The organism is Afipia sp. P52-10 (assembly GCF_000516555.1).
Taxonomy (GTDB): Bacteria; Pseudomonadota; Alphaproteobacteria; order Rhizobiales; family Xanthobacteraceae; genus P52-10.
In genome coordinates, this window is the sequence record NZ_AZSJ01000004.1 from 274,750 (window position 1) to 296,565 (window position 21,816).

At 60.0% G+C, this 21,816-nt stretch carries 22 protein-coding genes; 9 read left to right on the top strand and 13 right to left on the bottom strand.

Going from position 1 to position 21,816, the window contains the following annotated elements; genetic code table 11:
* Positions 1-7 precede the first annotated feature (7 nt).
* The 3 genes from X566_RS16140 (at position 8) to X566_RS16150 (ending at position 5,029) form a co-directional block, all read left to right on the top strand.
* The gene (locus X566_RS16140; protein ID WP_034469792.1) at positions 8-3,205 is read left to right on the top strand and encodes an efflux RND transporter permease subunit; all 3,198 of its coding nucleotides are present in this window, start codon (positions 8-10) and stop codon (positions 3,203-3,205) included.
* A gap of 210 nt (positions 3,206-3,415) precedes the next feature.
* Positions 3,416-4,429: a tripartite tricarboxylate transporter substrate binding protein gene (locus X566_RS16145; RefSeq protein WP_051444256.1), complete on the top strand. Its 1,014-nt coding sequence runs from the start codon at positions 3,416-3,418 to the stop codon at positions 4,427-4,429.
* Positions 4,430-4,510: 81 nt separating this feature from the next.
* Entirely contained in the window at positions 4,511-5,029 is a 519-nt protein-coding gene (locus X566_RS16150) for a DUF1993 family protein (RefSeq protein ID WP_034469339.1), read from the top strand.
* A gap of 61 nt (positions 5,030-5,090) precedes the next feature.
* Here the strand turns inward: X566_RS16150 and X566_RS16155 are convergent, their stop codons facing one another.
* The 7 genes from X566_RS16155 to X566_RS16185 form a co-directional block, all read right to left on the bottom strand.
* Positions 5,091-5,708, bottom strand: coding sequence for a glutathione S-transferase family protein (locus tag X566_RS16155; RefSeq protein ID WP_034469341.1), 618 nt, complete (start codon positions 5,706-5,708; stop codon positions 5,091-5,093).
* 194 nt (positions 5,709-5,902) lie between these two features.
* On the bottom strand, positions 5,903-6,232 hold the full coding sequence (locus X566_RS16160; protein ID WP_034469343.1) for a copper-binding protein: 330 nt from the start codon (positions 6,230-6,232) through the stop codon (positions 5,903-5,905).
* 46 nt (positions 6,233-6,278) lie between these two features.
* A complete protein-coding gene (locus X566_RS16165; protein ID WP_173402592.1) occupies positions 6,279-6,776 on the bottom strand; it encodes a plastocyanin/azurin family copper-binding protein in 498 nt (165 codons plus the stop codon).
* 12 nt (positions 6,777-6,788) lie between these two features.
* Positions 6,789-8,168, bottom strand: coding sequence for a multicopper oxidase family protein (locus tag X566_RS16170; RefSeq protein WP_034469345.1), 1,380 nt, complete (start codon positions 8,166-8,168; stop codon positions 6,789-6,791).
* A 12-nt stretch (positions 8,169-8,180) separates the two neighbouring features.
* Positions 8,181-9,521: a TolC family protein gene (locus X566_RS16175; RefSeq protein WP_244434806.1), complete on the bottom strand. Its 1,341-nt coding sequence runs from the start codon at positions 9,519-9,521 to the stop codon at positions 8,181-8,183.
* A 119-nt stretch (positions 9,522-9,640) separates the two neighbouring features.
* Positions 9,641-9,904, bottom strand: coding sequence for a hypothetical protein (locus X566_RS16180; protein ID WP_152539934.1), 264 nt, complete (start codon positions 9,902-9,904; stop codon positions 9,641-9,643).
* Positions 9,905-9,976: 72 nt separating this feature from the next.
* Positions 9,977-10,420: a hypothetical protein gene (locus X566_RS16185; RefSeq protein ID WP_152539935.1), complete on the bottom strand. Its 444-nt coding sequence runs from the start codon at positions 10,418-10,420 to the stop codon at positions 9,977-9,979.
* A gap of 348 nt (positions 10,421-10,768) precedes the next feature.
* Here X566_RS16185 and X566_RS16190 point away from each other — a divergent pair, with 348 nt between their 5' ends.
* The 5 genes from X566_RS16190 (at position 10,769) to X566_RS16210 (ending at position 14,622) form a co-directional block, all read left to right on the top strand.
* Positions 10,769-10,948 (top strand): hypothetical protein, encoded by a 180-nt coding sequence (locus tag X566_RS16190; RefSeq protein ID WP_034469353.1) that lies wholly within the window; start codon positions 10,769-10,771, stop codon positions 10,946-10,948.
* Positions 10,949-11,061: 113 nt separating this feature from the next.
* A complete protein-coding gene (locus X566_RS16195; RefSeq protein WP_051444258.1) occupies positions 11,062-11,493 on the top strand; it encodes a hypothetical protein in 432 nt (143 codons plus the stop codon).
* 239 nt (positions 11,494-11,732) lie between these two features.
* A complete protein-coding gene (locus X566_RS16200) occupies positions 11,733-12,962 on the top strand; it encodes an NAD(P)/FAD-dependent oxidoreductase (protein ID WP_034469356.1) in 1,230 nt (409 codons plus the stop codon).
* 40 nt (positions 12,963-13,002) lie between these two features.
* A complete protein-coding gene (locus X566_RS16205; RefSeq protein WP_034469357.1) occupies positions 13,003-13,323 on the top strand; it encodes a 2Fe-2S iron-sulfur cluster-binding protein in 321 nt (106 codons plus the stop codon).
* A 48-nt stretch (positions 13,324-13,371) separates the two neighbouring features.
* Positions 13,372-14,622 (top strand): cytochrome P450, encoded by a 1,251-nt coding sequence (locus X566_RS16210; RefSeq protein WP_034469358.1) that lies wholly within the window; start codon positions 13,372-13,374, stop codon positions 14,620-14,622.
* A 61-nt stretch (positions 14,623-14,683) separates the two neighbouring features.
* Here the strand turns inward: X566_RS16210 and X566_RS16215 are convergent, their stop codons facing one another.
* The 6 genes from X566_RS16215 to X566_RS16240 form a co-directional block, all read right to left on the bottom strand.
* On the bottom strand, positions 14,684-15,310 hold the full coding sequence (locus X566_RS16215; protein WP_034469359.1) for a TetR/AcrR family transcriptional regulator: 627 nt from the start codon (positions 15,308-15,310) through the stop codon (positions 14,684-14,686).
* 491 nt (positions 15,311-15,801) lie between these two features.
* Entirely contained in the window at positions 15,802-16,341 is a 540-nt protein-coding gene (locus X566_RS25335) for a hypothetical protein (RefSeq protein ID WP_244434807.1), read from the bottom strand.
* Positions 16,342-16,590: 249 nt separating this feature from the next.
* Positions 16,591-17,538 carry a 2-hydroxyacid dehydrogenase gene (locus X566_RS16225; RefSeq protein ID WP_034469360.1) on the bottom strand — a complete coding sequence of 316 codons (948 nt, stop codon included), beginning with the start codon at positions 17,536-17,538 and terminating at the stop codon, positions 16,591-16,593.
* A 117-nt stretch (positions 17,539-17,655) separates the two neighbouring features.
* The gene (locus tag X566_RS16230; protein ID WP_034469363.1) at positions 17,656-19,014 is read right to left on the bottom strand and encodes a lipopolysaccharide biosynthesis protein; all 1,359 of its coding nucleotides are present in this window, start codon (positions 19,012-19,014) and stop codon (positions 17,656-17,658) included.
* 17 nt (positions 19,015-19,031) lie between these two features.
* A complete protein-coding gene (locus X566_RS16235) occupies positions 19,032-20,147 on the bottom strand; it encodes a GNAT family N-acetyltransferase (protein ID WP_034469365.1) in 1,116 nt (371 codons plus the stop codon).
* A gap of 24 nt (positions 20,148-20,171) precedes the next feature.
* Positions 20,172-21,113 carry a hypothetical protein gene (locus X566_RS16240; protein ID WP_051444259.1) on the bottom strand — a complete coding sequence of 314 codons (942 nt, stop codon included), beginning with the start codon at positions 21,111-21,113 and terminating at the stop codon, positions 20,172-20,174.
* A gap of 350 nt (positions 21,114-21,463) precedes the next feature.
* Between X566_RS16240 and X566_RS16245 the strand changes: the two genes are divergently transcribed.
* Positions 21,464-21,805 (top strand): VanZ family protein, encoded by a 342-nt coding sequence (locus X566_RS16245; RefSeq protein WP_034469370.1) that lies wholly within the window; start codon positions 21,464-21,466, stop codon positions 21,803-21,805.
* The last annotated feature ends 11 nt before the right edge of the window (positions 21,806-21,816 follow it).

Here is a 21,816-nt window from a genome sequence, read left to right on the forward strand (position 1 = left end):
TCGTGTCATGAACATCTCCAAATTCTTTGTCGATCGTCCGATTTTTGCGGGCGTTCTCTCAGTCCTGATCTTTCTGGCCGGCTTGCTGGCGATGCGGGTCATGCCGATCTCCGAATATCCGGAGGTTTCGCCACCATCGGTCGTGGTGCGTGCGCAGTATCCCGGTGCCAACCCGAAGGTCATCGCCGAAACCGTCTCGACTCCCATCGAAGAGCAGATCAACGGCGTCGAAGGCATGCTCTACATGAGCAGCCAGGCCACGACCGATGGCCAGATGACGCTGACCGTCACCTTCAAGCTCGGCGTCGATCCGGACAAGGCGCAGCAGCTCGTTCAAAACCGCGTCTCGCAGGCCGAACCGCGGCTGCCGGAGGAGGTTCGCCGCCTCGGCATCACCACGGTCAAGAGCTCGCCCAACCTGACCATGGTCGTTCACCTGTTGTCGCCGAACGATCGTTATGATGTCACCTATCTGCGCAACTACGGCCTGCTGAACGTCAAGGACCGCCTCGCCCGGCTGAACGGCATCGGCCAGGTGCAATTGTTCGGCGGCGGCGATTACTCGATGCGCATCTGGCTCGATCCGCAGAAGGTTGCCGAGCGCGGCCTGTCCGCCAGCGACGTCGTCCGGGAAATCCGCGCTCAGAACGTGCAGGCCGCCGCCGGCGTGGTCGGCGCATCGCCCGGCCTTCCCGACACTGACTTGCAACTGTCGATCAACGCCCAAGGCCGGCTGCAGACCGAGGAAGAGTTCGGCGACATCATCGTCAAGGGCGGCACCCAGGGTGAAGTCACCCGCCTGCGCGATGTCGCCCGTATCGAACTTGGCGCTTCGGAATACGCGTTGCGCTCGCTGCTCGACAACAAGTCGGCGGTCGCGCTCGGCATCTTCCAGGCCCCGGGTTCGAACGCGATCCAGATCTCCGACGACGTTCGCCGGACGATGGCAGAAATCCAGAAGAACATGCCGGAAGGCGTGGACTACCGGATCGTCTATGACCCGACGCAGTTCATCCGCGCCTCGATCGAGGCGGTGGTCCACACGCTGCTCGAAGCCGTCGTGCTGGTGGTGCTGGTGGTGATCCTGTTCCTGCAGACATGGCGGGCGTCGATCATTCCGCTGCTGGCGGTTCCGGTGTCGATCGTCGGCACGTTCGCGGTCATGTACCTGTTGGGATTCTCCATCAATGCCCTCAGCCTGTTCGGTCTCGTGCTCGCGATCGGCATCGTCGTGGACGACGCTATCGTCGTGGTCGAGAACGTCGAGCGCAATATCGAAGAAGGTCTGTCGCCGCGCGAAGCCACCTATCGCGCCATGCAGGAAGTTTCCGGACCGATCATCGCCATCGCCCTGGTGTTGGTGGCTGTGTTCGTGCCGCTCGCTTTCATCACCGGCCTTACCGGCCAGTTCTACAAGCAGTTCGCACTCACCATCGCAATCTCGACAGTGATCTCGGCGATCAACTCCCTCACCCTGTCCCCGGCGATGGCGGCGCAGCTTCTGCGGTCGCACGATGCACCGAAGGACGCCCTGACGCGCGCAATGGACAAGGGCTTCGGCTGGTTCTTCAGGGCCTTCAACAAGGGTTTCAGGAGCGCAGGCATTTCCTACGGCAACAGCGTCCGCGGCGCGATCTCACGCAAGGCGATCATGCTCGGGATCTACGCCGTCGTCCTGGTTGCGACCTTCGGTCTGTTCAAGGCTGTGCCGGGCGGCTTCGTGCCCGGTCAGGACAAGCAGTATCTGGTCGGCTTCGCGCAACTGCCGGACGGCGCGACGCTGGATCGGACCGAGGAGGTGATCCGCCGTATGAGCGACATCGCCCTGAAGGAGCCCGGCGTCGAAAGCGCCGTCGCTTTCCCCGGCCTGTCGATCAACGGCTTCACCAACAGCGCCAACGCCGGCATCGTGTTCGTGACGCTCAAGCCGTTTGCGGAGCGTCGCTCGCCCGAACTGTCGGGCAACGCGTTGGCACGGACGCTCAACGTCAAGTTCGCGTCGATCCAGGAAGCATTCATCGCCATGTTCCCGCCGCCGCCGGTGGAAGGGCTAGGCACGATCGGCGGCTTCAAGCTGCAGATCGAGGATCAGGCCGGCCTCGGCTATGACGCGCTGAACGATGCAACCAAGGCCTTCCTCGCCAAGGCCGCGCAAGCACCGGAGCTCGCAGGCCTGTTCTCGAGCTTCCAGGTCAATGTCCCGCAGCTCTATGCAGACATCGATCGAACCAAGGCGCGGCAGCTCGGCATCCCGGTGACGGACGTGTTCGACACCATGCAGATCTATCTCGGATCGCTGTACGTCAACGACTTCAACCGGTTCGGACGCACCTATTCCGTTCGCGTCCAGGCCGACGCTCCGTTCCGCGCTCGGGCCGATGACGTCGGCCAGCTCAAGGTTCGTTCGGCATCCGGCGAGATGATCCAGCTCTCGGCTCTGTTGCGCGTGAAGGCAAGCGCGGGGCCAGAGCGTGCGATGCGCTACAACGGCTTCCTCACGGCGGACGTCAACGGCGGCGCAAGTCCGGGTTACTCGTCGGGCGAAGCCCAGGCAGCGATCCAGCGCGTCGCCGACGAAAGCCTGCCGAAGGGCTTCAGCTTCGAGTGGACGGATCTGACCTATCAGGAAGTTCTCGCCGGCAACTCGGCCATCATCGTGTTTCCGCTTGCGATCTTGCTGGTGTTTCTGGTGCTGGCCGCTCAGTACGAAAGCCTCACGCTGCCGCTTGCGATCCTTCTGATCGTGCCGATGGGCCTGTTTGCGGCCATCTTCGGCGTCTGGATCTCCAATGGAGACAACAACGTGTTCACACAAATCGGTTTGATGGTGCTGGTCGGCCTGTCGGCCAAGAATGCAATCCTAATCGTCGAGTTCGCCCGCGAACTCGAATTCGCCGGGCGCAAGCCGATCGAGGCTGCGATCGAGGCGAGCCGCTTACGGCTGCGCCCGATTCTGATGACGTCGATGGCGTTCATCATGGGCGTGGTGCCGCTGGTCACCTCGACCGGCGCCGGCGCCGAAATGCGACAGGCGATGGGTGTCGCGGTGTTCGCGGGCATGATCGGCGTCACGGCATTCGGCATCTTCCTGACGCCGGTGTTCTACGTGCTGCTCCGCAAGCTGACCGGCAACCGCCCGCTCAAGCTGCACGGCAGCGTGCCGCACATGCCCCCTGAAGGGGTGAGCCAGCAGGCGGCAGAGTAAACCCGGACCAGCCCAAGGAACATTCAGACGAACATCGGGCCCTCGCAATGCGAGGGCCCTTTGCTTTGTGCCGCCTCGTAAAACGAACCCATCAAACTGGCGAGAAACGTGGTGATCAACCAACAAAGTTGAGTCATGATCGCTCAACGCCTCCGCAAAAACACAACGAGCGGCGAACAACGAACAAAACGACAATCAGGGAGAGCAGCGATGGATGATCTCGTCGCAGGCAAGCTCACGCCGATTGGCACGTTAGCACGATGCATCATCGGATTCGCAGCGGCGCTGATCTCTGCAGCGATCGTGGCGACAACAGCATCCGCGCAATCAGCCGACACCTATCCAGAACGCGGCATTCAGATCATTGTGCCCTTCCCGCCTGGCGGTTCCGTCGACGTTCTCGGCCGAACAATCGCGCAGAAACTAAACGAAGCGTGGGGCAAGCCGGTGGTGGTGGAGAACCGCGCAGGCGCAAGCACCATCATCGGCACCACAGCCTTGGCCAAGGCGCCGCCGGATGGCTATACGTTGATGATCGCCGTTTCCAGCCACACAACCAACCCAAGCCTCAGTGCCAAACTACCGTTCGATCCGCGGAAGGACTTCGCCTCCGTGTCGCTGCTGGCTCGCGCGCCGGTCGTTCTCTATGCCCATCCTTCGTTTCCGCCCAACAACCTGAAGGAACTGGTGGCCTACGCCAAGACCCAGGATAAGGGACTGAACTTCGCCTCCGCCGGCGTCGGCACTATGACCCATCTCACCGCAGAGCAGTTCAAAGCCACGGCAAAGGTGGAAATGACACACATCATCTATCGTGGCGGCACGCCCGCAATGAACGATCTGATCGCCGGGCATCTGCCGATGCAGTTCGGCACCGTCGGTCAAGCGCTGCCACAGTACAAAGCCGGCGCCTTGAAGGCGCTCGCCGTCTCGTCCGAGACACGATACCCCTCGATTCCGGAAGTCCCGACATTCAAGGAACAGGGCTTCGATGTGGTGACGACCGAATGGTTCGGCCTGCTCGCTCCGGCAGGCACACCGAACCCCATCATCGACAAACTGAATGCCGAAATGAAGCGCATCCTGAAATCTCCCGATCTCGGTGAGCGCTTGACGGCGATCGAGCTTGCGACGTCGACGCCGGCCGAGCTGGATGCCTTCATCCTGGCGGAGACAAACCGTTGGTCCCCACTGATCAAGAGCCTAAAATTGACGATCGAATAGGTCACGCTGGCACTTTCGTGTTTGATTTGCCGCGCAGACGCTGAAATTATCCTCCCCGACAGAAACATATCGGGAGGGGGCATGGCCTTTTCACTCTACGACGCCAGCGTGGCGAATTACCTTCAGACCTTGGGCGCGGTCAGCGTGGTGCTCGACCGCGGCCTCACCTATTTCCGCGAGAACAATGTCGATCCGGAGCAGATCGTCGAAACCCGCCTCGCGCCTGACATGCTGCCGTTTCGATTTCAGATCATCTCGGTGGCCCATCATTCGCGCGGTGCTATCGAAGCCGCGAAGAACGGTGTCTTCACGCCGCCGACGATGAACCAACTCGACTACGCGGGTTTGCAGGCGCTCGTCACCGACACGGAGAAAGAGCTGTCCAACCTCTCGCGCGATGCGGTCAATGCGCTTGAAGGGCGTGACATGGTGTTCAAGATGGGAGACCGCACGCTGCCATTCACGGCGGAGAACTTCCTGATGTCGTTCTCGCTGCCGAACTTTTACTTCCACGCCGCAACGACTTACGACATCCTGCGCTTGAAAGGCGTGCCGCTCGGCAAGCGGTATTATATGGGCAGGCTCAGAATGAAGAGCTAGCGCCGCTCAGAGCCCGCGCCTCGGCAGCAATCTCGCCGGGCGCGGGTGCAAATCACACGGCTTAGTAGACATCGGCGAATTCAGTCGCCTTCATCGAGGGCCGGCCAGCCATAGCCGCGTGCCAGGCCGCCAGCTTGGCCCGTCCTTGCCGCCAGTTATCCGCCGCAAAACGGAAGTCGAGATGTGACAAGCCCGAGGCGATTGCGATATCGCCGATATCGACCGTATCGGCAGGCGGTGGCGGTGCTTCGCGCTCAAGACAATCCAAGGTCGTCTTGATCTTGAGCTGGTGTGTCGACAAATGTGGCTCGGATCGCAGCCCTTCGGCGCGAGCGCGTTCGCCAAGCAGCAACACGATCACTTCCATCAGGCCATCACCCAGCGCCTGACGTCGCAGCGCCTCCCAGCGCCGAGCCGGGTCGGACGGAAACAGCGTCTTCTTCCCATAAACCTGGTCGAGGAATTCGCAGATCACCCGCGAGTCGTAGATCGCAGAACCGTCGTCGCGGATCAACGTCGGGATCTTGTTCAGCGGATTGATCGCCATCACCTCCGCATTCGGATTGTTGGCAGACACCACGACCCGCTGGGTCTCGATACGATCAGCGACGCCAATCTCATGGACGGCGACCATCACCTTGCGGACGAACGGCGACCGTGACGACCAAAACAGCTTCATTATGCCTCCCCTCGTTCGCGGCCTGGAAAAACACCGGGCCGCGAACACCTCGCTTCGTGTAGGTCATGCTTTAGCACGATCGGTACCGCCGGATCGATCATGGAAAACAGGCTGCCTGTTCGCATCCGCCTCCCATGTTCCGCACAGCGCAACAAACCGCGGCAAACGATCCGGCTTCCGGTTCAAAGCCTCTCTCATCGGCCTTTCTTCTTCTGGGTAGTGCCCTCCCCCGGCTCGATACGGGTGACCGTGATCTGACCATTGACACGGTCGGCCTCGAACTTGATCCGCTGCCCGACCTTCAATCCCTTCAACATCTCCGGATCCTTGACGCGGAACACCATCTTCATGGCGTCCATATCGAGATTCTTGATCGGGCCGTGGTTCAAGGTGATCTTCGCCGCGGCCTGATCGATCTTTTCAACGGAGCCGTCGACCAGCACGGTTTGCGCAGATGCGCCGGCGGACGCGAACACGCTTGCAGCAAGAGACGACAACACAACGAGAACGATACGACGTTTCATGTCTTATCCTTTTCTATGTCCTATGATGTTTGATGAAGACCACACGTCACTTGACGATGACGACGCCGACCATCCCCGCCTCACGATGACCCGGGATCAGGCAGCCGTATTCGAACTCGCCAGCCTTGGTGAATTTCCACACCAGCTCATCCGACTTCTTCGATTGGACGCGCTTGGCATTCGGATCGTCGTGCTCCATATCCGGATTCTTTTTCATCGCCTCAGCATGTTTGAGATTTTCGGCTGCCGTTGCGAGCACGAATTCGTGCTCGATGTCGCCGTTGTTGCGCAGCACGAACTTGACCTGCTCACCCTTCTTCAGCTCGAGCCGGTCTGGCACGAACAGCATTTTCCCATCCGCTTCGCGCATCACCACCTGGACGATGCGCGCCGTCCGCTTCGGATCACCAGGCTCGCCTGCGGAAAAGGTGGCATGGCCGTGGCGGTGACCAGCAGACCCAGATCCGGTAGGCCCAGGTCCGGCGATCACAGCAACCGTGCTCAACAGATAAGCGCCAATCGCGATGGATAGGCTCATTTTCATCGGTCATTCCTCTTAGTGGTGATGCTGGTGATTGCCCTTTGGCTTCATCACGTTGATTTCGATGCTCTTGTCTTTGCCTTGCTCGCTCTTGCGCACAGGCGCAGCAGCGGGGCTGTCGATTTCATAGGCGACCGTCCCCGGCGGATGCTTGAACCATCCAGGATCGGCATAGTCGTTGCGTGCCAATCCTTCGCGCACCTTCATCACCGTGAACATGCCGCCCATCTCCAGCGGACCGAACTGACCGAACCCGGTCATCATCGGCAACGTGTTGTCCGGCAGCGGCATCTCCATATCGCCCATATCCGCCATGCCGGCGCTGCCCATCGCCATGTAGTCCGGAGCAAGCTTCTTGACCGAACGCACGAGGTCCCGTTTCTGCACGCCGATGAAATTGCGGATGTCATGTCCCATCGCGTTCATCGCATGGTGCGACTTGTGACAATGCAACGCCCAGTCGCCTGCATCGGTCGCGACAAACTCGTATGCCCGCATCGCGCCGACGGGGATATCAATCGTTACCTCGGGCCAACGCGCCTCCGGCCGGACCCAGCCGCCATCGGTGCATGTGACTTCGAAATGATAACCATGCATATGGATCGGGTGGTTCGTCATCGTCAGATTGCCGACACGCACCCGCACACGGTCGTTCTTTGCCGCAACGAGATGGTCTATTCCGGGAAAGACGCGCGTATTGAATGTCCACATGTTGAAATCGGTCATCTCGGCAACCTTCGGGACGTAGGTGCCGGGGTCGATATCGTAGGCACTGAGCAGGAAGACGAAATCCCGATCGACGCGCATGAAGGCCGGATCCTTCGGATGAACGACGAAGAAGCCCATCATACCCATCGCCATCTGCACCATTTCGTCGGCGTGCGGGTGATACATGAACGTACCACTCTTGCGCAGCTCGAACTCATACACGAACGTCTTGCCGGGCTTGATGTGCGGCTGGGTCAATCCGCCGACGCCGTCCATTCCGTTCGGCAACAGCATGCCGTGCCAGTGAATGGTCGTGTGCTCGGGCAATCTGTTGGTGACGAAGATGCGCACCTTGTCGCCCTCCACGGCCTCGATCGTCGGACCGGGAGACTGACCATTGTAGCCCCACAAATGCGCCTTCATGCCAGGCGCCATCTCCCGCACCACGGGTTCGGCGACGAGATGGAATTCCTTCCAGTCGCCGTTCATTCGCCAGGGCAACGTCCAGCCGTTCAGCGTCACCACCGGCTGATAGTCAGGTCCCGTGGTCGGCACCAAGGGCGGCTGCATCGTGTTGGTTGTCGTCGTCGGCGCCTCCGGAATGCTGGCCGCCTGTACACGTCCGCTGACGGCGGATGCACCAGCGAGCAGCGCCGCAGACCCCAATAACCCGCGTCGAGACATCATCTGCCTTCTCCTTCAATGTCCTGCACCCGCCGCAGCAGCGGCCGTCATCTGCACACCCCCGCTCTCGCCTGGGGCAATTCCGCCAACCGTGATCGCAGCATCAAGGTTGGTCGCCGCGAGCCAGAATTCGCGCCGGGCGTTGATTGCTTCCGTCGTCGCAACGATCCGCTGCCGAGCCTCATTCAACAGCGTGAAGACGTCGATCAGCATGCCGTTGTAGCGAAGCTGGCTTTCGTCGGTGATGATCTTGCGCAGCGGCAGCACCTCCCGCGTATAGTGATTGGCGATATCGTAGCTGGATCGATAGACGCGATATGCATCGCGCGCCTCGGAACGGGCATTGACGGCCCGTTCGAGCAGGCGGTTGACCCCGGCCATGTAGATCGCCTCGGCCTCTCGTACTTTGACTTCGCCGAAATCGAAGATCGGAATCTCCAGATCGAGCTCGAAGCCGCGCTCCCTGTTCCGCTCGCCTGTTGCCCTGTCCTTCAACACCTTCTCGGTGTAGCCGGCATCGAGAAAGCTGACGACGCGGGTGGCTTGCGTCAGGCCGTACGATTTGCGCAATGCATCGAGCTCCATACGGCCGATCTGCAGATCGACACGCCGCCGGATCGCCTCCACCTCGACATGCGCAAGCGACCGCGCCTTTCGCGGCAATGCCGGCAACGCGTTCGGCAGCTTGAGCGCCAAGTCCTCACCCCAAAGTCCCAGCCGCCGGATCAGGGCCTCCCGATCCGACAATGCCCGCTGCCGCGCACTGGCCAGCTGCCCGCTCAATTCTGCATAGAATGCAAGCTCGCGAGCCTGATCGAGCTTGTTCATCGCGCCGGTTTCGCCAAGACGGGCGGCGAACTTTGTCGTCGTCGCTGCAGCCTCCTGCGCCTGTTGCAGAAACCTGACCAGCTCGCGACTCGCTACGGCGCGGTAGTAGGTGCGGCGCGTTTCGACCGCCGTCCCCAACGTCGCAAGGACCGTCTGCAACTGCGCCTCGCGGAACCGCGCCGCCGCGAGCTCCGACCGGAACGGCAGGGTCGCAAGACCGATGACCTCGGCGACGATGCGACGTTCGATCTCGATCTCGAATGCGCCGGACATCCGCGAAAGCGAAAGGCCCGGATTCGGCGGCAGGCTGTCGCCGATCCGGCGCGCTTCGGCAAGGGCAAGCTCGTTGAAGCGTGCCTGCAAGCCGCGGTTGTTGAGGAGCGCGATCTGAACGGCGCTCTCCGCCGAAAGCTCCCGCTTCAGGAGTTTGTCGACTGTTTCGCGCGCGGAGTATGCCTCGTCCTGCGTCCTGACCGGAGCAATGCTCTTGCCGGTCTCCTGCTGCACGGCTGACGCCACAAAGGCCATCCCGCCGTCGGGTGAAAATTGTGCGCATCCGGCGACCGAGATCGAGGATAGCGCGGCCAGTGCGAGAACCGGTCTCCGGCGTCGCATCACATGGGAGATCACATCCAGCATCGCGCGCCCTACCGGTTGTTTTCCGGCGCGACGCGCTGGTTCTGTTCGATCCATGAGCCGGGATCGACCGGGCGCTGCGAACGATAACCGCTCAAGCCCGAGCGATAGCTGGTCAACGCGACCGGCGAGGCAGAATCAATTGGGTCGGCTCCGATAAACGGAGGCGGCAGCGGCGCGCAGCCGGCGATAGGCAGCATCACCGACAGCAGAGCAATCGCCGGACCGAGCAGGCGCAAGGCGGCAGCGCGCTCCGCCAAAGATGGCGTAGACATGAAAGTTTCCTCGACTGATGACAGGACACGCGTTCGCACCCCCGAAGGGCGCACGGGCGAACAGATCAGCAGTCAGGAAATCGGAGGACGATAAAGCTGCACGGGGGCACGGCCGTCAGCTTCGGCCATGCTCAGGGCAAGGCGGATACTCTGCGGCACGTCGGGTCCTTGCACGCCCGACAGGCTTGCGGGTAGCGCACTGATACAGGCGAGACCGCAGCACTGAAGGTCGCCTAGATGGCCCTTGGCTGGGGCATGGTCATGCCCATGAGAATGGCCCTGCTGGTGAGATACCTGAGCCTGATCGTGATGATGGTGATGGCCGTCTGCCTTGGCGTTCGCCCGCGCATAGACGCTCATTTGCTCTGAATGCGCCAGCATCGCCTGCGCTCCGGCATGATGCGCCAGCGAGGTCGGCGAGATCGCCAGAGCGTTGGCTGCCGCAGGCGCGAGTGTCGCCAACACATAGACAAGCGACAGCAGCCACGCCGCCCGCCATCTCAGAGTGTTGCTCAACCGCCTCAACATCACGCCCCAACTGCCGCCCATTAGCAGCAAATTATTCTTTCCTGATGCCCACGCAAGAGAGAAAGCTCGTACGCCAGAAGAAACGTCGTAAAATACGCAGAAAATATGACAGCGATGGCCAAATCGTGCTCGCGGCCGGCAGGGCTTTGGTCATAACGCGTTCATCCACTCGCGGGTGACCTGCACATGACATTTGGGTGGGCAGTTGCCGCAATGATCACGAAAAGTTGGTGCGCACGATCCGCCTAATGGGTGCATGCTGCTTTTCGATTACTGGCGCATCGACGATAGGGGAGCGATCATGACGTTCCCGTCCTTCGACCATGGAGGGCCTGGATGCAGACCGTACAAGATATCGAGACCCTGACACGCAAAGCAGCCGATCATGAGCTGCTGGCAGAACTCGCCGTCGAGGAAGAGACGCGGAAGAAGAATGCCGCTCTCGCCAATCTCTATCGCGAGCTGGCGGCCACAGCCAAAGCCATCGCGAAAGATACGTCTGCGCGCGGGCATTAGTCTGCCCTGCCTATTTTCTGTCCTGCTGATTTAATGCGTTTCTCGAGGAACTTCGCTCGGACGGGTCAATTGTTGTGACGCGGTGATTCACCGCTTGTACAGGAGACCATGGCATGTGCGACTACAGTCTTGAGAACGTCGCCTCCAGAGATGCAAAAGCTGGCGACAAGCTGATCTCGTCGAGATTCCCAAACTCCATGACAAAGGGCTTTGCCGCTCTTGATAATCCGGGAGTGGCGGTGTGCCTCCGCCCCGGAACGGAAATCGCCTTCGATGATGAGGTCAAGTTCGAGTCGAATTATCCCATCCTTCCGGCGAGCCGCACGAAGAGCCGTGTCGCCCGCTTCAGACAGGTCGATCTCGACAATGTCTATGCCCATCATGACGCTCTGGAATTCGCCGATGGACAGTTGGTCCTCGTGACCCGTGTCGTCACCGGTCAGACTGCCACCGTCATCCAGATGCCGCATGCGGAGGACGCATCCACGTCCGCTGAGCATGAGCACCATGCTCCAGCGACGCCGACGCAAGAGCTGGCTCGCTGATCCCTGCTCGCTGATCTAGGCGATCGGCGAGCTTGCACACCAACACGCCGGGCGTATCCATCGCCCGGCGAGCTGGACTTTACACCGCGGCTGAACTGACCGCGCCATTCCCATCAAATCGAGAACGTGCAACCGAGTCGAGGACTTGCTGCGACGCAGCAATAGCGGTCCTGCGAACAAGACTAAGTAAAACTTGACGCCAGCGTCATCTTACGCATTATTGACGTTGGAGTGTTGTGATGAACGGAACGCCCTCACACGTCATTATCGTTGGCGCCGGCCACGCGGGCGGTTCTGCGGCCGCTTTTCTACGACAGTTTGGCTGGAAAGCCCCGATCACATTGATCGGGGAAGAAAGCGCACTTCCTTATCAGCGCCCGCCACTCTCCAAAGCCCTGCTGAAGGGAGAGGCCACCGAAGCTAGCCTGCTTCTTCGCCCAGCGAAGTTCTACGCCGATCAAAATATCACCGTGCGTCTCGGCACCCGCGCAGTCGGCATCGACCGGCAGCAGCGTACCGTGACCCTGGAGAACGGCGAGGCTCTGGCCTACTCCCACCTGATCGTTGCCACCGGCGCCGGCGCCCGGCGCATGTCACATATCCAAGACATCGAGGGCGTTCTCTATTTGCGAACCAGCGCCGACGCCGAGCGAATTCGCCAGACGCTGCAGCCGGGCGCGACCCTCGTGGTTGTCGGCGGCGGCTATGTCGGCCTTGAAGTCGCGGCAACCGCACGCCGGCTCGGCCTCAATGTCGTGGTCATCGAGCGCGAACCGCGTTTGCTGGCACGGGTCGCAAGCCAGCCATTTGCGAAGTTCATCGAAAGCTACTTCCGAACCCAAGGTGTGCAGATCGAACTCGGCTGCACCATCGAGTCCTTCGAAAGCCACGACGGCAAGATGACCGGCGTGCGCCTTTCCAATGGCCGTCAAATTACTTGCACGGCCGCGCTGATCGGGATTGGGGCAAACCCAAACGACGAGCTCATGCGCGCCGCCGGCATCTTGTGCGGCAACGGTGTGACCGTGGATCAGTCTGCGCGGACCAGCGACGAAAGCATTTTCGCGATCGGCGATTGCACCAATCGGCCGCTGCCGCTTTACGGCACCTGTGGCCGGCTGGAGAGCGTGCCCAACGCCTTGGAGCAGGCAAAGCAGGCGGCATCGGCGATCTGCCAGCGCCCCCTTCCCAAACCTGAAGTGCCGTGGTTCTGGTCGGATCAGTTTGACCTCAGAATCCAGATCGCCGGATTGCGCCTGGAGCAAACCGAGAGCGTCATTCGCGGCGATCCGGATCGCGCACGGTTTGCCGTGTTTCATCTCGCCGGCGACAACACCGTCCGTGCCGTCGAGGCGATCAATGCCTCGGTCGAATTCATGGCCGGCAAGCAACTCATCGCACAGGGCAAGCGCGTGGCTCGCGACAGGTTGAGCAACGCGACCCTGCCCATGCAAGAGATCGCCGCCTAGACGCGCGGCAAGAGCAACGACGAAGAAGAGTACGGAGAAAATGCCCAAACTGACGTTTATCGAACACGACGGAACCGAGCATCAGATTGACGGCGAGATCGGCAAGTCATTGATGCGCAACGCCGTGGACAACAACATTCCGGGCATTGATGCCGATTGCGGCGGCGAATGCGCGTGCGCCACTTGTCACGTCTTCGTCGAAGGCGAGTGGCTCGCGAAAACCGGAACGGCTGGCGAAGAGGAAAGTCGCCTGCTCGGCTTTGCCGCCACATTGCAGGACAACTCGCGTCTGTCGTGCCAGATCAACGTCAGTGAAGACCTGAACGGGCTCGTCGTAAGACTGCCGGAGGCCCAGCACTGATCCACAGTGCCACTCAACAAGCGCCTGGAAACGCCAAGGAGAACGCCAATGAATGTCGCGGCCAAGATCGATCACGAAACTCTCGCACGGACCATTCCGCTTGACGAGATGCATCCAGGGGACCCGAAGCTGTTCCAGGACGATGTCTGGATGCCCTACTTCGCGCGGCTCCGGCAGGAAGATCCGGTTCACTACTGCAAGGAGAGCCGGTTCGGGCCCTACTGGTCTGTCACCAAATACAAGGACATCATGACGGTGGAGACCAGCCACCAGATTTATTCGTCGGAATCGGCGCTTGGCGGCATCTCGATCGTCGATCGGCCGGTCGAGTTCCGCAGGCAGAGCTTCATCTCGATGGATCCGCCGCGCCATGACGAACACCGCAAGGTCGTCCAGCCGATCGTCGCGCCGGCCAATCTCGCAAAGATGGAGCAGATCATCCGCGAGCGCACCTGCAGCGTGCTCGACAGCTTGCCGCGCAACGAAACCTTCGATTGGGTTGATCGCGTCTCGATCGAGCTGACCACGCGCATGCTCGCGACCCTGTTCGACTTCCCCTTCGAAGATCGACGCAAGCTGACCTACTGGTCGGACGTATCGACCGCCGACATCAATGCCGGCGGCGAGATCGATTCCGAAGAAAAGCGGACGGCAGTGCTGCAGGAGTGCCTGGAATACTTTTCCCGCCTGTGGGCGGAGCGGGCGCAGAAGCCGCCGACCTCCGACCTGATCTCCATGCTGGCGCACGGCCCCGCAACCAAGAACCTGTCGCCGAAGGAGTTCCTCGGCACGCTGACGCTGCTGATCGTCGGCGGCAACGACACGACGCGTAATTCCATGAGCGCCAGCGTGTTGTTCATGAACCAGAACCCGCAGGAGTACCAGAAGCTCCGCGAGAACCATGCCCTCGTCGAATCCATGGTGCCCGAGGTGATCCGCTTCCACACGCCGCTGAACCATATGCGGCGTACGGCCGTGCAGGACACCGTCCTCGGCGGGAAACAGATCAAGAAGGGCGACAAGGTGGTGATGTGGTACATCTCGGGCAATCGCGACAGCGATGCGATCGAAAACCCCGATGCATTCATCATCGACCGCAAGCGGCCGCGGCAGCATCTGTCGTTCGGCTTCGGGCTGCACCGTTGCGTCGGTAACCGACTGGCCGAGCTTCAGCTGCGCATTCTATGGGAAGAGATCCTGAAGCGCTTCGACAAGATCGAACTGGTTGGCGAGCCAAAACGCATCTACTCGGCGTTCGTGCATGGCATCACCGAACTGCCGGTTCGCATCCCCGCTTGAGCGACGCTTCCCAATTTGGCTTCTTCATCGGCCAGTCTTCTTCGGAAGGCTGGCCGAACTGCTATTGACTCCCACGCCCTTCGACGATCGAAAGCCCATGCAGGATCATACCCGCGGCAAATCGGGCCGCACCATCCGGATCCTGCGGCTTGCGATAGAGCATCTGCAGTCCGACGTTCCGCGCGATCCCGGTAATCGATGCCGTTATGAGCTCAACGTCCGAACCGACCGGGAGCTCTTTGCCGAGCCGCTGCGAAATGGCCGAACGAATTTCTTCGAACACGGCCTTCTGTGCCGGTGTAACGCTTTGTGTTGCCGGTGGCCGCATGACATGACGCCCGTCAGTCCCTTCGATCGAGTACTCCTCGATCAAAAAATGAAAATACGCGCCAAAGATCCCGTTCAGGTAATCTGGAAAGTCCTTCGTCCGACGACGCTGTTCGGTCAGAATGACACGCAACTTGCTTGAGGCGTCAATCGCCAGCGCTTCCGCAATCTCTTCCTTGGATTTGAAATAGTTATAGAAGGTTCCGGACGCCAAATCCGTGCACCGGATGATATCGCGCACGGTTGCCGCCTCGTAACCCTTCTCGGCAAACACCTGCTTCGCAGCCGCAAGGATGGCCTCCCTGTTGCGGGCCTTAGTCTGCTCGCGCTTGCCTGCCGAAAGCTCAGTTACAGTGCTCAAAGCCGTGCCAATGCTCGTCTTCAGATATCCTTGCCAGGCATTCTAGCCCACGGAACACGTCCGCGTCGTGTATACCTTTGGACCGTCAAGTCGATCAAGCTCGCACCGGGCTGCTGCGTCCCGAATCGGCGACGTTAGAACCGCCTCTCATCGAAGGCAGCTTTTGGACGATCACTTCTTTCGGCTCCCACCCTGCAGCAAGGCATGTCCTTGCACGCCCGCAGAAGCGTTGACGCCTCCCCGCCCTACGGCAAACCTCAAAGCCGAGCGCTGCTGCGACCAACGATATCTGCGACTGGTCACCTGGAACGGCCTTCAAACAGGCGGCAGGATCGCGGGTCTGTTTACCGATTACCAACACCTTCAAACCGACGAATCGCGCATCCCGATTCGGACTCGTCTTGTTCGCGGAGCGTTCGCTTTGTTAATGACGGCAGCCCACGTATCCCAGATGTGTCCCGGAATGATTCAGGGCATCGGCGTGATGAGTTCTAAACCCGCGTGCGCGTTTTGCTGACGGCGTCATAAATTTCGATCCTCAGCTTCGGAAACTTGCTGAGCAATTTGGTGGCGGCGGCCCGCGCCATTTCCGGGTCCTCGAACCCGTTCTTGAAGTGGCCATCGACCAGAAGCGTGTAGCCTTCCGTCGGCGGCAAATCCGCACGCTGAGTTGTCTTGACGCGGCCACCAGCGGCGGTTGGTCGCTTGACCGTGAGAATCTCCGGCCGCGCCGCGGGCGCCACGACTTCGGATGCAGGTGCCTTCGCCGACTCAACCAGCGGCGCAACGACAACGGCTTCCGGAGCGGGCGCAGATCCGATGACAACAGCAGGCTTCTTCGCAGTCTTCTTTGCTTTGGGCGATGCCGTTTTCGACAACGTCGTTTTCGCTGAAGCTGCTTTCGGCAAGGTCTTGGTGGTCGCAGCGGTCTTGGTCCGCTTCGCTGCCTTTACCGCACGCACCTTGGGCGCCGCAGCCACCTTCTTGCCGACGGCTCGCTTGACCGCCTTCTTGACCTTTGTCTTCGCCAAAACCCGCTCCTTAACCAAGGCGGGCCTTCTAACATGTTCTGCGGTTCTGACAACGCTGCAAACCGGCTATTTCGGACACAGATCCCGGCATCTTCAACGGGGCTGGATTTCAATAGGCGAATTACAATGAGCTCAGGTTCCCCTGTGGAGACCTCACACGCTGACCGTGCAAAGAAACACCCGGCAACGACGCGCCAGACGTTCGCGCTTCCGATTGTCACATGCCATCAATGCGCTGCGCACGAGAGCTCAGATGCGAATCTCATTCAACAATGGCTGTCCGGCTCGAAGTCGTTTACAATTCTCCATCGCCACGATCAGGCTGCGGTCGAGCGTTTCCGGCGTAAGCCATGCCACATGCGGTGCAAGCACCACGTTGGGCAATGAGGTCAAACCATCGTGCGCCGGCAGAGGTTCGGACGCCATCACGTCAAGGCCCGCCCCTGCGAGTTGACCATCGCGCAAAGCCCGAGCGAGAGCGATTTCATCGACCAAGCCGCCGCGCGCGGTATTGATCAGAATGCTGCCGCGCTTGAACGAGGCGAAGCTATCGCCGTTGAGCATATGGCGCGTTTGCTCGGTCAATGGGACATGCAAAGACACGATGTCAGAGACCGTGAGCAACTCGTCCAAAGAACACCAGCGGGCCCGCGCATCCGGCCTTCGTGTCCGGGCTGTATAGACGACAGTGGCACCGAGCGCTTCGAACACCGGCAGCAGGCGCTGCGGAATCTCGCCAAAGCCAACCAAGCCAACCGTCCGGCCTGCGATCTCACCCACCCTATCCAAGGCATCCAGCGGCAGCGTCCAACCTTGTCCCTGCCGCGTCTGCGCATCAAGAAATACGATCCGACGCAGTACCGCGAACAGCAAAGCTAGCGTCATCTCCGCCACCGCCTGGCTGTTCGTCCCCGGCATGTTCGCGACCTTCACCCCGGCGGCGGCAGCGGCCTTGAGATCGATCGTGTTCACGCCAACACCGATTTTTTGAATCAGCTTCAACCGCGGCGCATTGGCGATCACCTCGGCCGTTACCGGCTCTAGCGCATGCAGCAGAACGTCCGTATCGTGCATCTCACGCGCGAAACGGGCCTTATCCACCTCCTCGACGATCGTCACTTGAAGCCAATCCGGCGCCACAGCGGCAAGACGGCGCGCGAACTCGGGGCTCGCGCGGTATTGCAACACAGCTTTCATGATACCCCTATTTCATGCGGCAGCGCGGTCCGCTCCGCGACCCGTCATATCGCCGATATTGGATTCGATATACAAGGCCCGCGATCGTCGCTGATCCGGGTCGCCGACAGCGAACGCCTATTCCGCCGGTCGCAGCGAATTCTGCTGAAAACGATGCAGGTATCCTGGAAGCCGCAGCACGGAACCGTCAATGCCGACGAGCGTCTTTGCTGAGCCTCGCAACAGCAGAGCCATCAGCAACAGCGAAGACGCCGTCGCCGTTGCACCACCCATCACGCCGAACAGCGGGATCAACACGAGCAGACCGGTTACACGTATGGCAACGATCGCACCGACGATCAGCAAGTAGCGCCCCTCATGTCCGGTCAGCATCAGGAGCGATCCGGATGGGCCGGCTGACGCGAGGGCCGCCACGCCGATCGACAACATGATCAAGGCTCCATGATAGGATGCATAGGTGCTGTTGAAGATGCCCAAAAGCCACGGACCACCCGCGACGATAACAGCCATGCTGCCGAAAACAACGGCAAGAATGACCCACGCCACCATGTCCAGCATCCGATTCAGCTGATCGAATTGCCGCCGGTAGAACAGTCCCGGAATATACCGGGTCGAGAACATGTGGATCGCATCGGTCGCGATCGAGAAGATATTCGCAACACGCGATACGACAAAGTAAGCGCCCGCCACGGTCGGACTCAAGAGATAGCCGACGACGAGGACATCGAGGTACTGGTTGGAGGCCTCGAGCCCATTCGACATCCAGAGCTTGAACGAGCGGCTACTCCATTCCCGCACCTGAAAAGCCGCCCTGTCGCGAATGATCGTTGGAAATCGTGCGACGATTGTCCGATACGTCACTCCCGCATGGATAAGCACGGCGATTCCTGCGCCGGCGGCCATGATCGTGAACAGCAGAGCGAGATCCGCGGCCTGCCCCGATACCATGCACAGCCCGAGATATGCCGTAGGCGGGCCAAGCAAGAGAAGATTGCCGATGCCATCGCCGGCCTCGACCCCCACTGCGCTTCTCACGAGATGCGACGAGGTCAGAACCATCGACAGCGCCACGAGATAACACGTCACAGCAAGTCCGACTGGGACGGAGTAAGTCGCAGATGCCCACGCATAGAACGGAACACCGACCAGAACACAGCCCGCCAGACAGACGGCGAGGCTGAATATCATGGCGCCTTTGAGAAGATCGCTCCGCGCGTTGGACGTGTACTCACTCCAGAAGCGCATCACCAGCACCTGCTGGCCGAGCGTCGCAACGATGCTCAACAACCCTGCCGCAGAGAACAGAACCGAATAGCTGCCGAACTCGTTCGTTCCCAACTTGCGGGCAGCAAGAGTAATCAGTGCAAAGTTCAACACGGTGATAACGGCCTTCAGGCCGAACACACTGACCATGCTCCGCACCGCAGCAACATTCAGCAAGCCGAACAACCGGTGGACCGCGCCTTGAGCGTTCACGTTAGCTGACCTCGCGACTAGCGCAGTTGTGGCACATAGCGCTTCAACGCATTCTTGATCGGCTTTGCCCGGTGATAGATGAACGAAAACGCTGAGCCGCTGAGCGTGCTGGCCCGCGTGAAGTTATGAAGCGTCGTTTCCTCGACCCTGAAATGCGATTTGTAACCTGTGTTACCCAGCCCCATATCGAAGCGCTGGAACCCTTGATCGAACCGCAGCTTGATAACGCGGTAGATGATCTGCAGACCGACCGAGTACTTGCCATACCCCTCGGCATCGAACCCGTTGAGCACGGCATGGAACTGCCCCTCCCCCGCGAGCCCGAACAGAACGGCGACGGGTTTCCCGCCCAGATAGCTCACATAGGTCACGCACTCGCCGCAACTCAAGCCGGCGATCGCAAAATCCAAATAGAAACTCCAGTAGACGTTCTGCGATAGAAGATCGGAATCGAAACGACCACCCCTGACCTTTCTCAAGAACGCGAAAGCCTCCCGCACCTCCTGCTCCGTGCGGGCCGGCCGGTGCTCATAAGATCCGCCCTCCCGCTCGAGCTGACGCGCGAGGCGCCCCAGCTCCTTCGAAAACTTACGCCGAACGGTGCGGCGCTGCCAAACTTCGAAGTCATTCCCTACCTCGCTGTGATACGCGGCATTGTCGCAGCGGGTCGTGGTCGTCCGGCTAAAGAGCCGCGCGGGATCGAACCCGTCGTCCCTGATCTTTCGGAACAGCAGGACGTGCGCGTCGTCGACGAGAGCGTCGAAACGCGCGACAGCCGACGGATCGTTCGCAAGCGTTTCGAGGACGATCCGGTCTCCCACCACGCAATTGTAGTCGCAGACGCCGAAATCGGCAGGCTGCAACACATCGACCTTCGCTGCGCGTTGCACAACTGTAGGGATCACAGCCAACAGCGCCCCATCGTCGGGCCGACGAACCGTTATAGTGTGCTGCCTGGCCGACAGATTCGCCACGAGCCGCTTGTGGATCAAGTCCATCCAGACGGGAGACTGAAAAACAGTCCCCCGATGCAGGTTGAAGAAACTACGGTACTCCTCGGACAGAAAGTCGAAACTCTCCTCTACGCCGACAACGACGTCGAGGCGCAACAAGTCAGCGCTGATTGCCAGCATGAAAGTCGCCCCACCTGCTGCCGATCAAGCCTCGGCAATGTCTCTACGGCCATTCGGTGACGAAGCATCGATCCGGAAATCCCGACGCTTGATAACGTCGCCCTTGATCTGCCGACCAAGCTTCTTCCAAACCAGCGCTGAGGCGGCCTTCGGATAAACAGACAATCCATCGCTGGTCGTCGATAGCTTCTGAAGTCCCAAGGCCCGTCGCAGGACTCCGTTGCCGTAGTGAACGGCATAAGACCGCCAAATCGGATCCGTCCAGTGCTCCATGGTGACCGAGATGTTCAAGCAGTCGTGGTTCTGCACGCGGTGCGGAGCATAAAGCGGCCAAGTCAGCATCTCTCCCGGATGCAGATCGAAAGCTGTCGCGTAATCATCGAACCAATTCTGATACGGCATATCTTCCGCCGTCTCGCGCAACAGGATCTTCTCGATGTTTCTCGGATTCAGAAAAATTTCCGACTGAGGATAGATATAGACGCGCTTGACGCCGCTAATCTGCCAAAGCGACTGCCCCTGAATATCGGCGTGATAGTAGACCTTTGCGTTCGGTGACGAAATGAGCACGCCGATATTGCGCTTGTAGGTAGTGAACCCTGGCATCCGCGCCTGGAATTCATCGAACACCTTGTTGAGCAAGTCGCGATACTCCGGAGCCCAATCCATCACGCGACGGATGTTCATCCAGATACGTCCCTTCTCGATGGCTTCGATCGCTTCAAGGCCGGTTGCTCCACCCAACTCACCATACAACCGATGAGGATTGTCGGTTTCCGTGCCCATCGACTCGAGACCGAGTTCTCCCTTCGGACAACGCTCGATCAGGCGGCCAAGCGCCTCTCTGGTGAAAAGGCCCGTCTCTGCAAGGCGATGCTGCAGCTTGATTGCATGATGGCCGAAGAGGCGCTCATGCTGCGGCTGCCAGTTGGCAATAATGTCCGTGTTCATGCTCATTGAATTCATGACGCGCTCCAGTCCGCCGCGGATTTTTGCGTTGAGTTCTTGCAGCGATTATTGGGATAGCATTCTAACGTGTCTGCGTTCTCTGCGCGCGTTATTGATCAGTGATGTTCCGGTTTAGGTTAAGAGAGAGCAATCCGAACCAACAATTATTAACCCCACATGAAACGAAACGTTGGGAAGTTCCAGATGCATAAACTTTGAAGGAAATTTTCGGAAACTCGTTTACGATGTTCCGGAAGTTCATGCCAACGAAGAGCCGGATAGGCTACACACGCGCACCAAGGCGCACGGTCCCTGACGCGAATAGGGGCCATCGGAATATCGATAGTCGCTAGCGATCAATGGGACACATGAACCCGACCATCTTCCGCATTCTGGCCTGGACGAGCCTGGCGATGATCGCGTTTGCGACGCTCAGCCCCATCGAGCTCCGACCGGAAAGCGGCATGCCGCCGAACATCGAGCGGTTCTTTGCGTTCGCTGCGATCGGGCTCGTGTTTGCCGCGGCCTATCCGAGACATTTCTGGCTGACGCTGATCATCGTCCTGGGAGCCGCATTCCTGCTGGAAATTCTGCAGATTGCCTCCCCTTCGCGCCATGGCCGTCTGTTCGACGCGGTCGTCAAAATGTCGGGAGGAACGCTCGGCTTGATCCTCGGCTGGCTGCTGCAACGCTTCAGCCTTCAACGATAATTGTCGTTCGC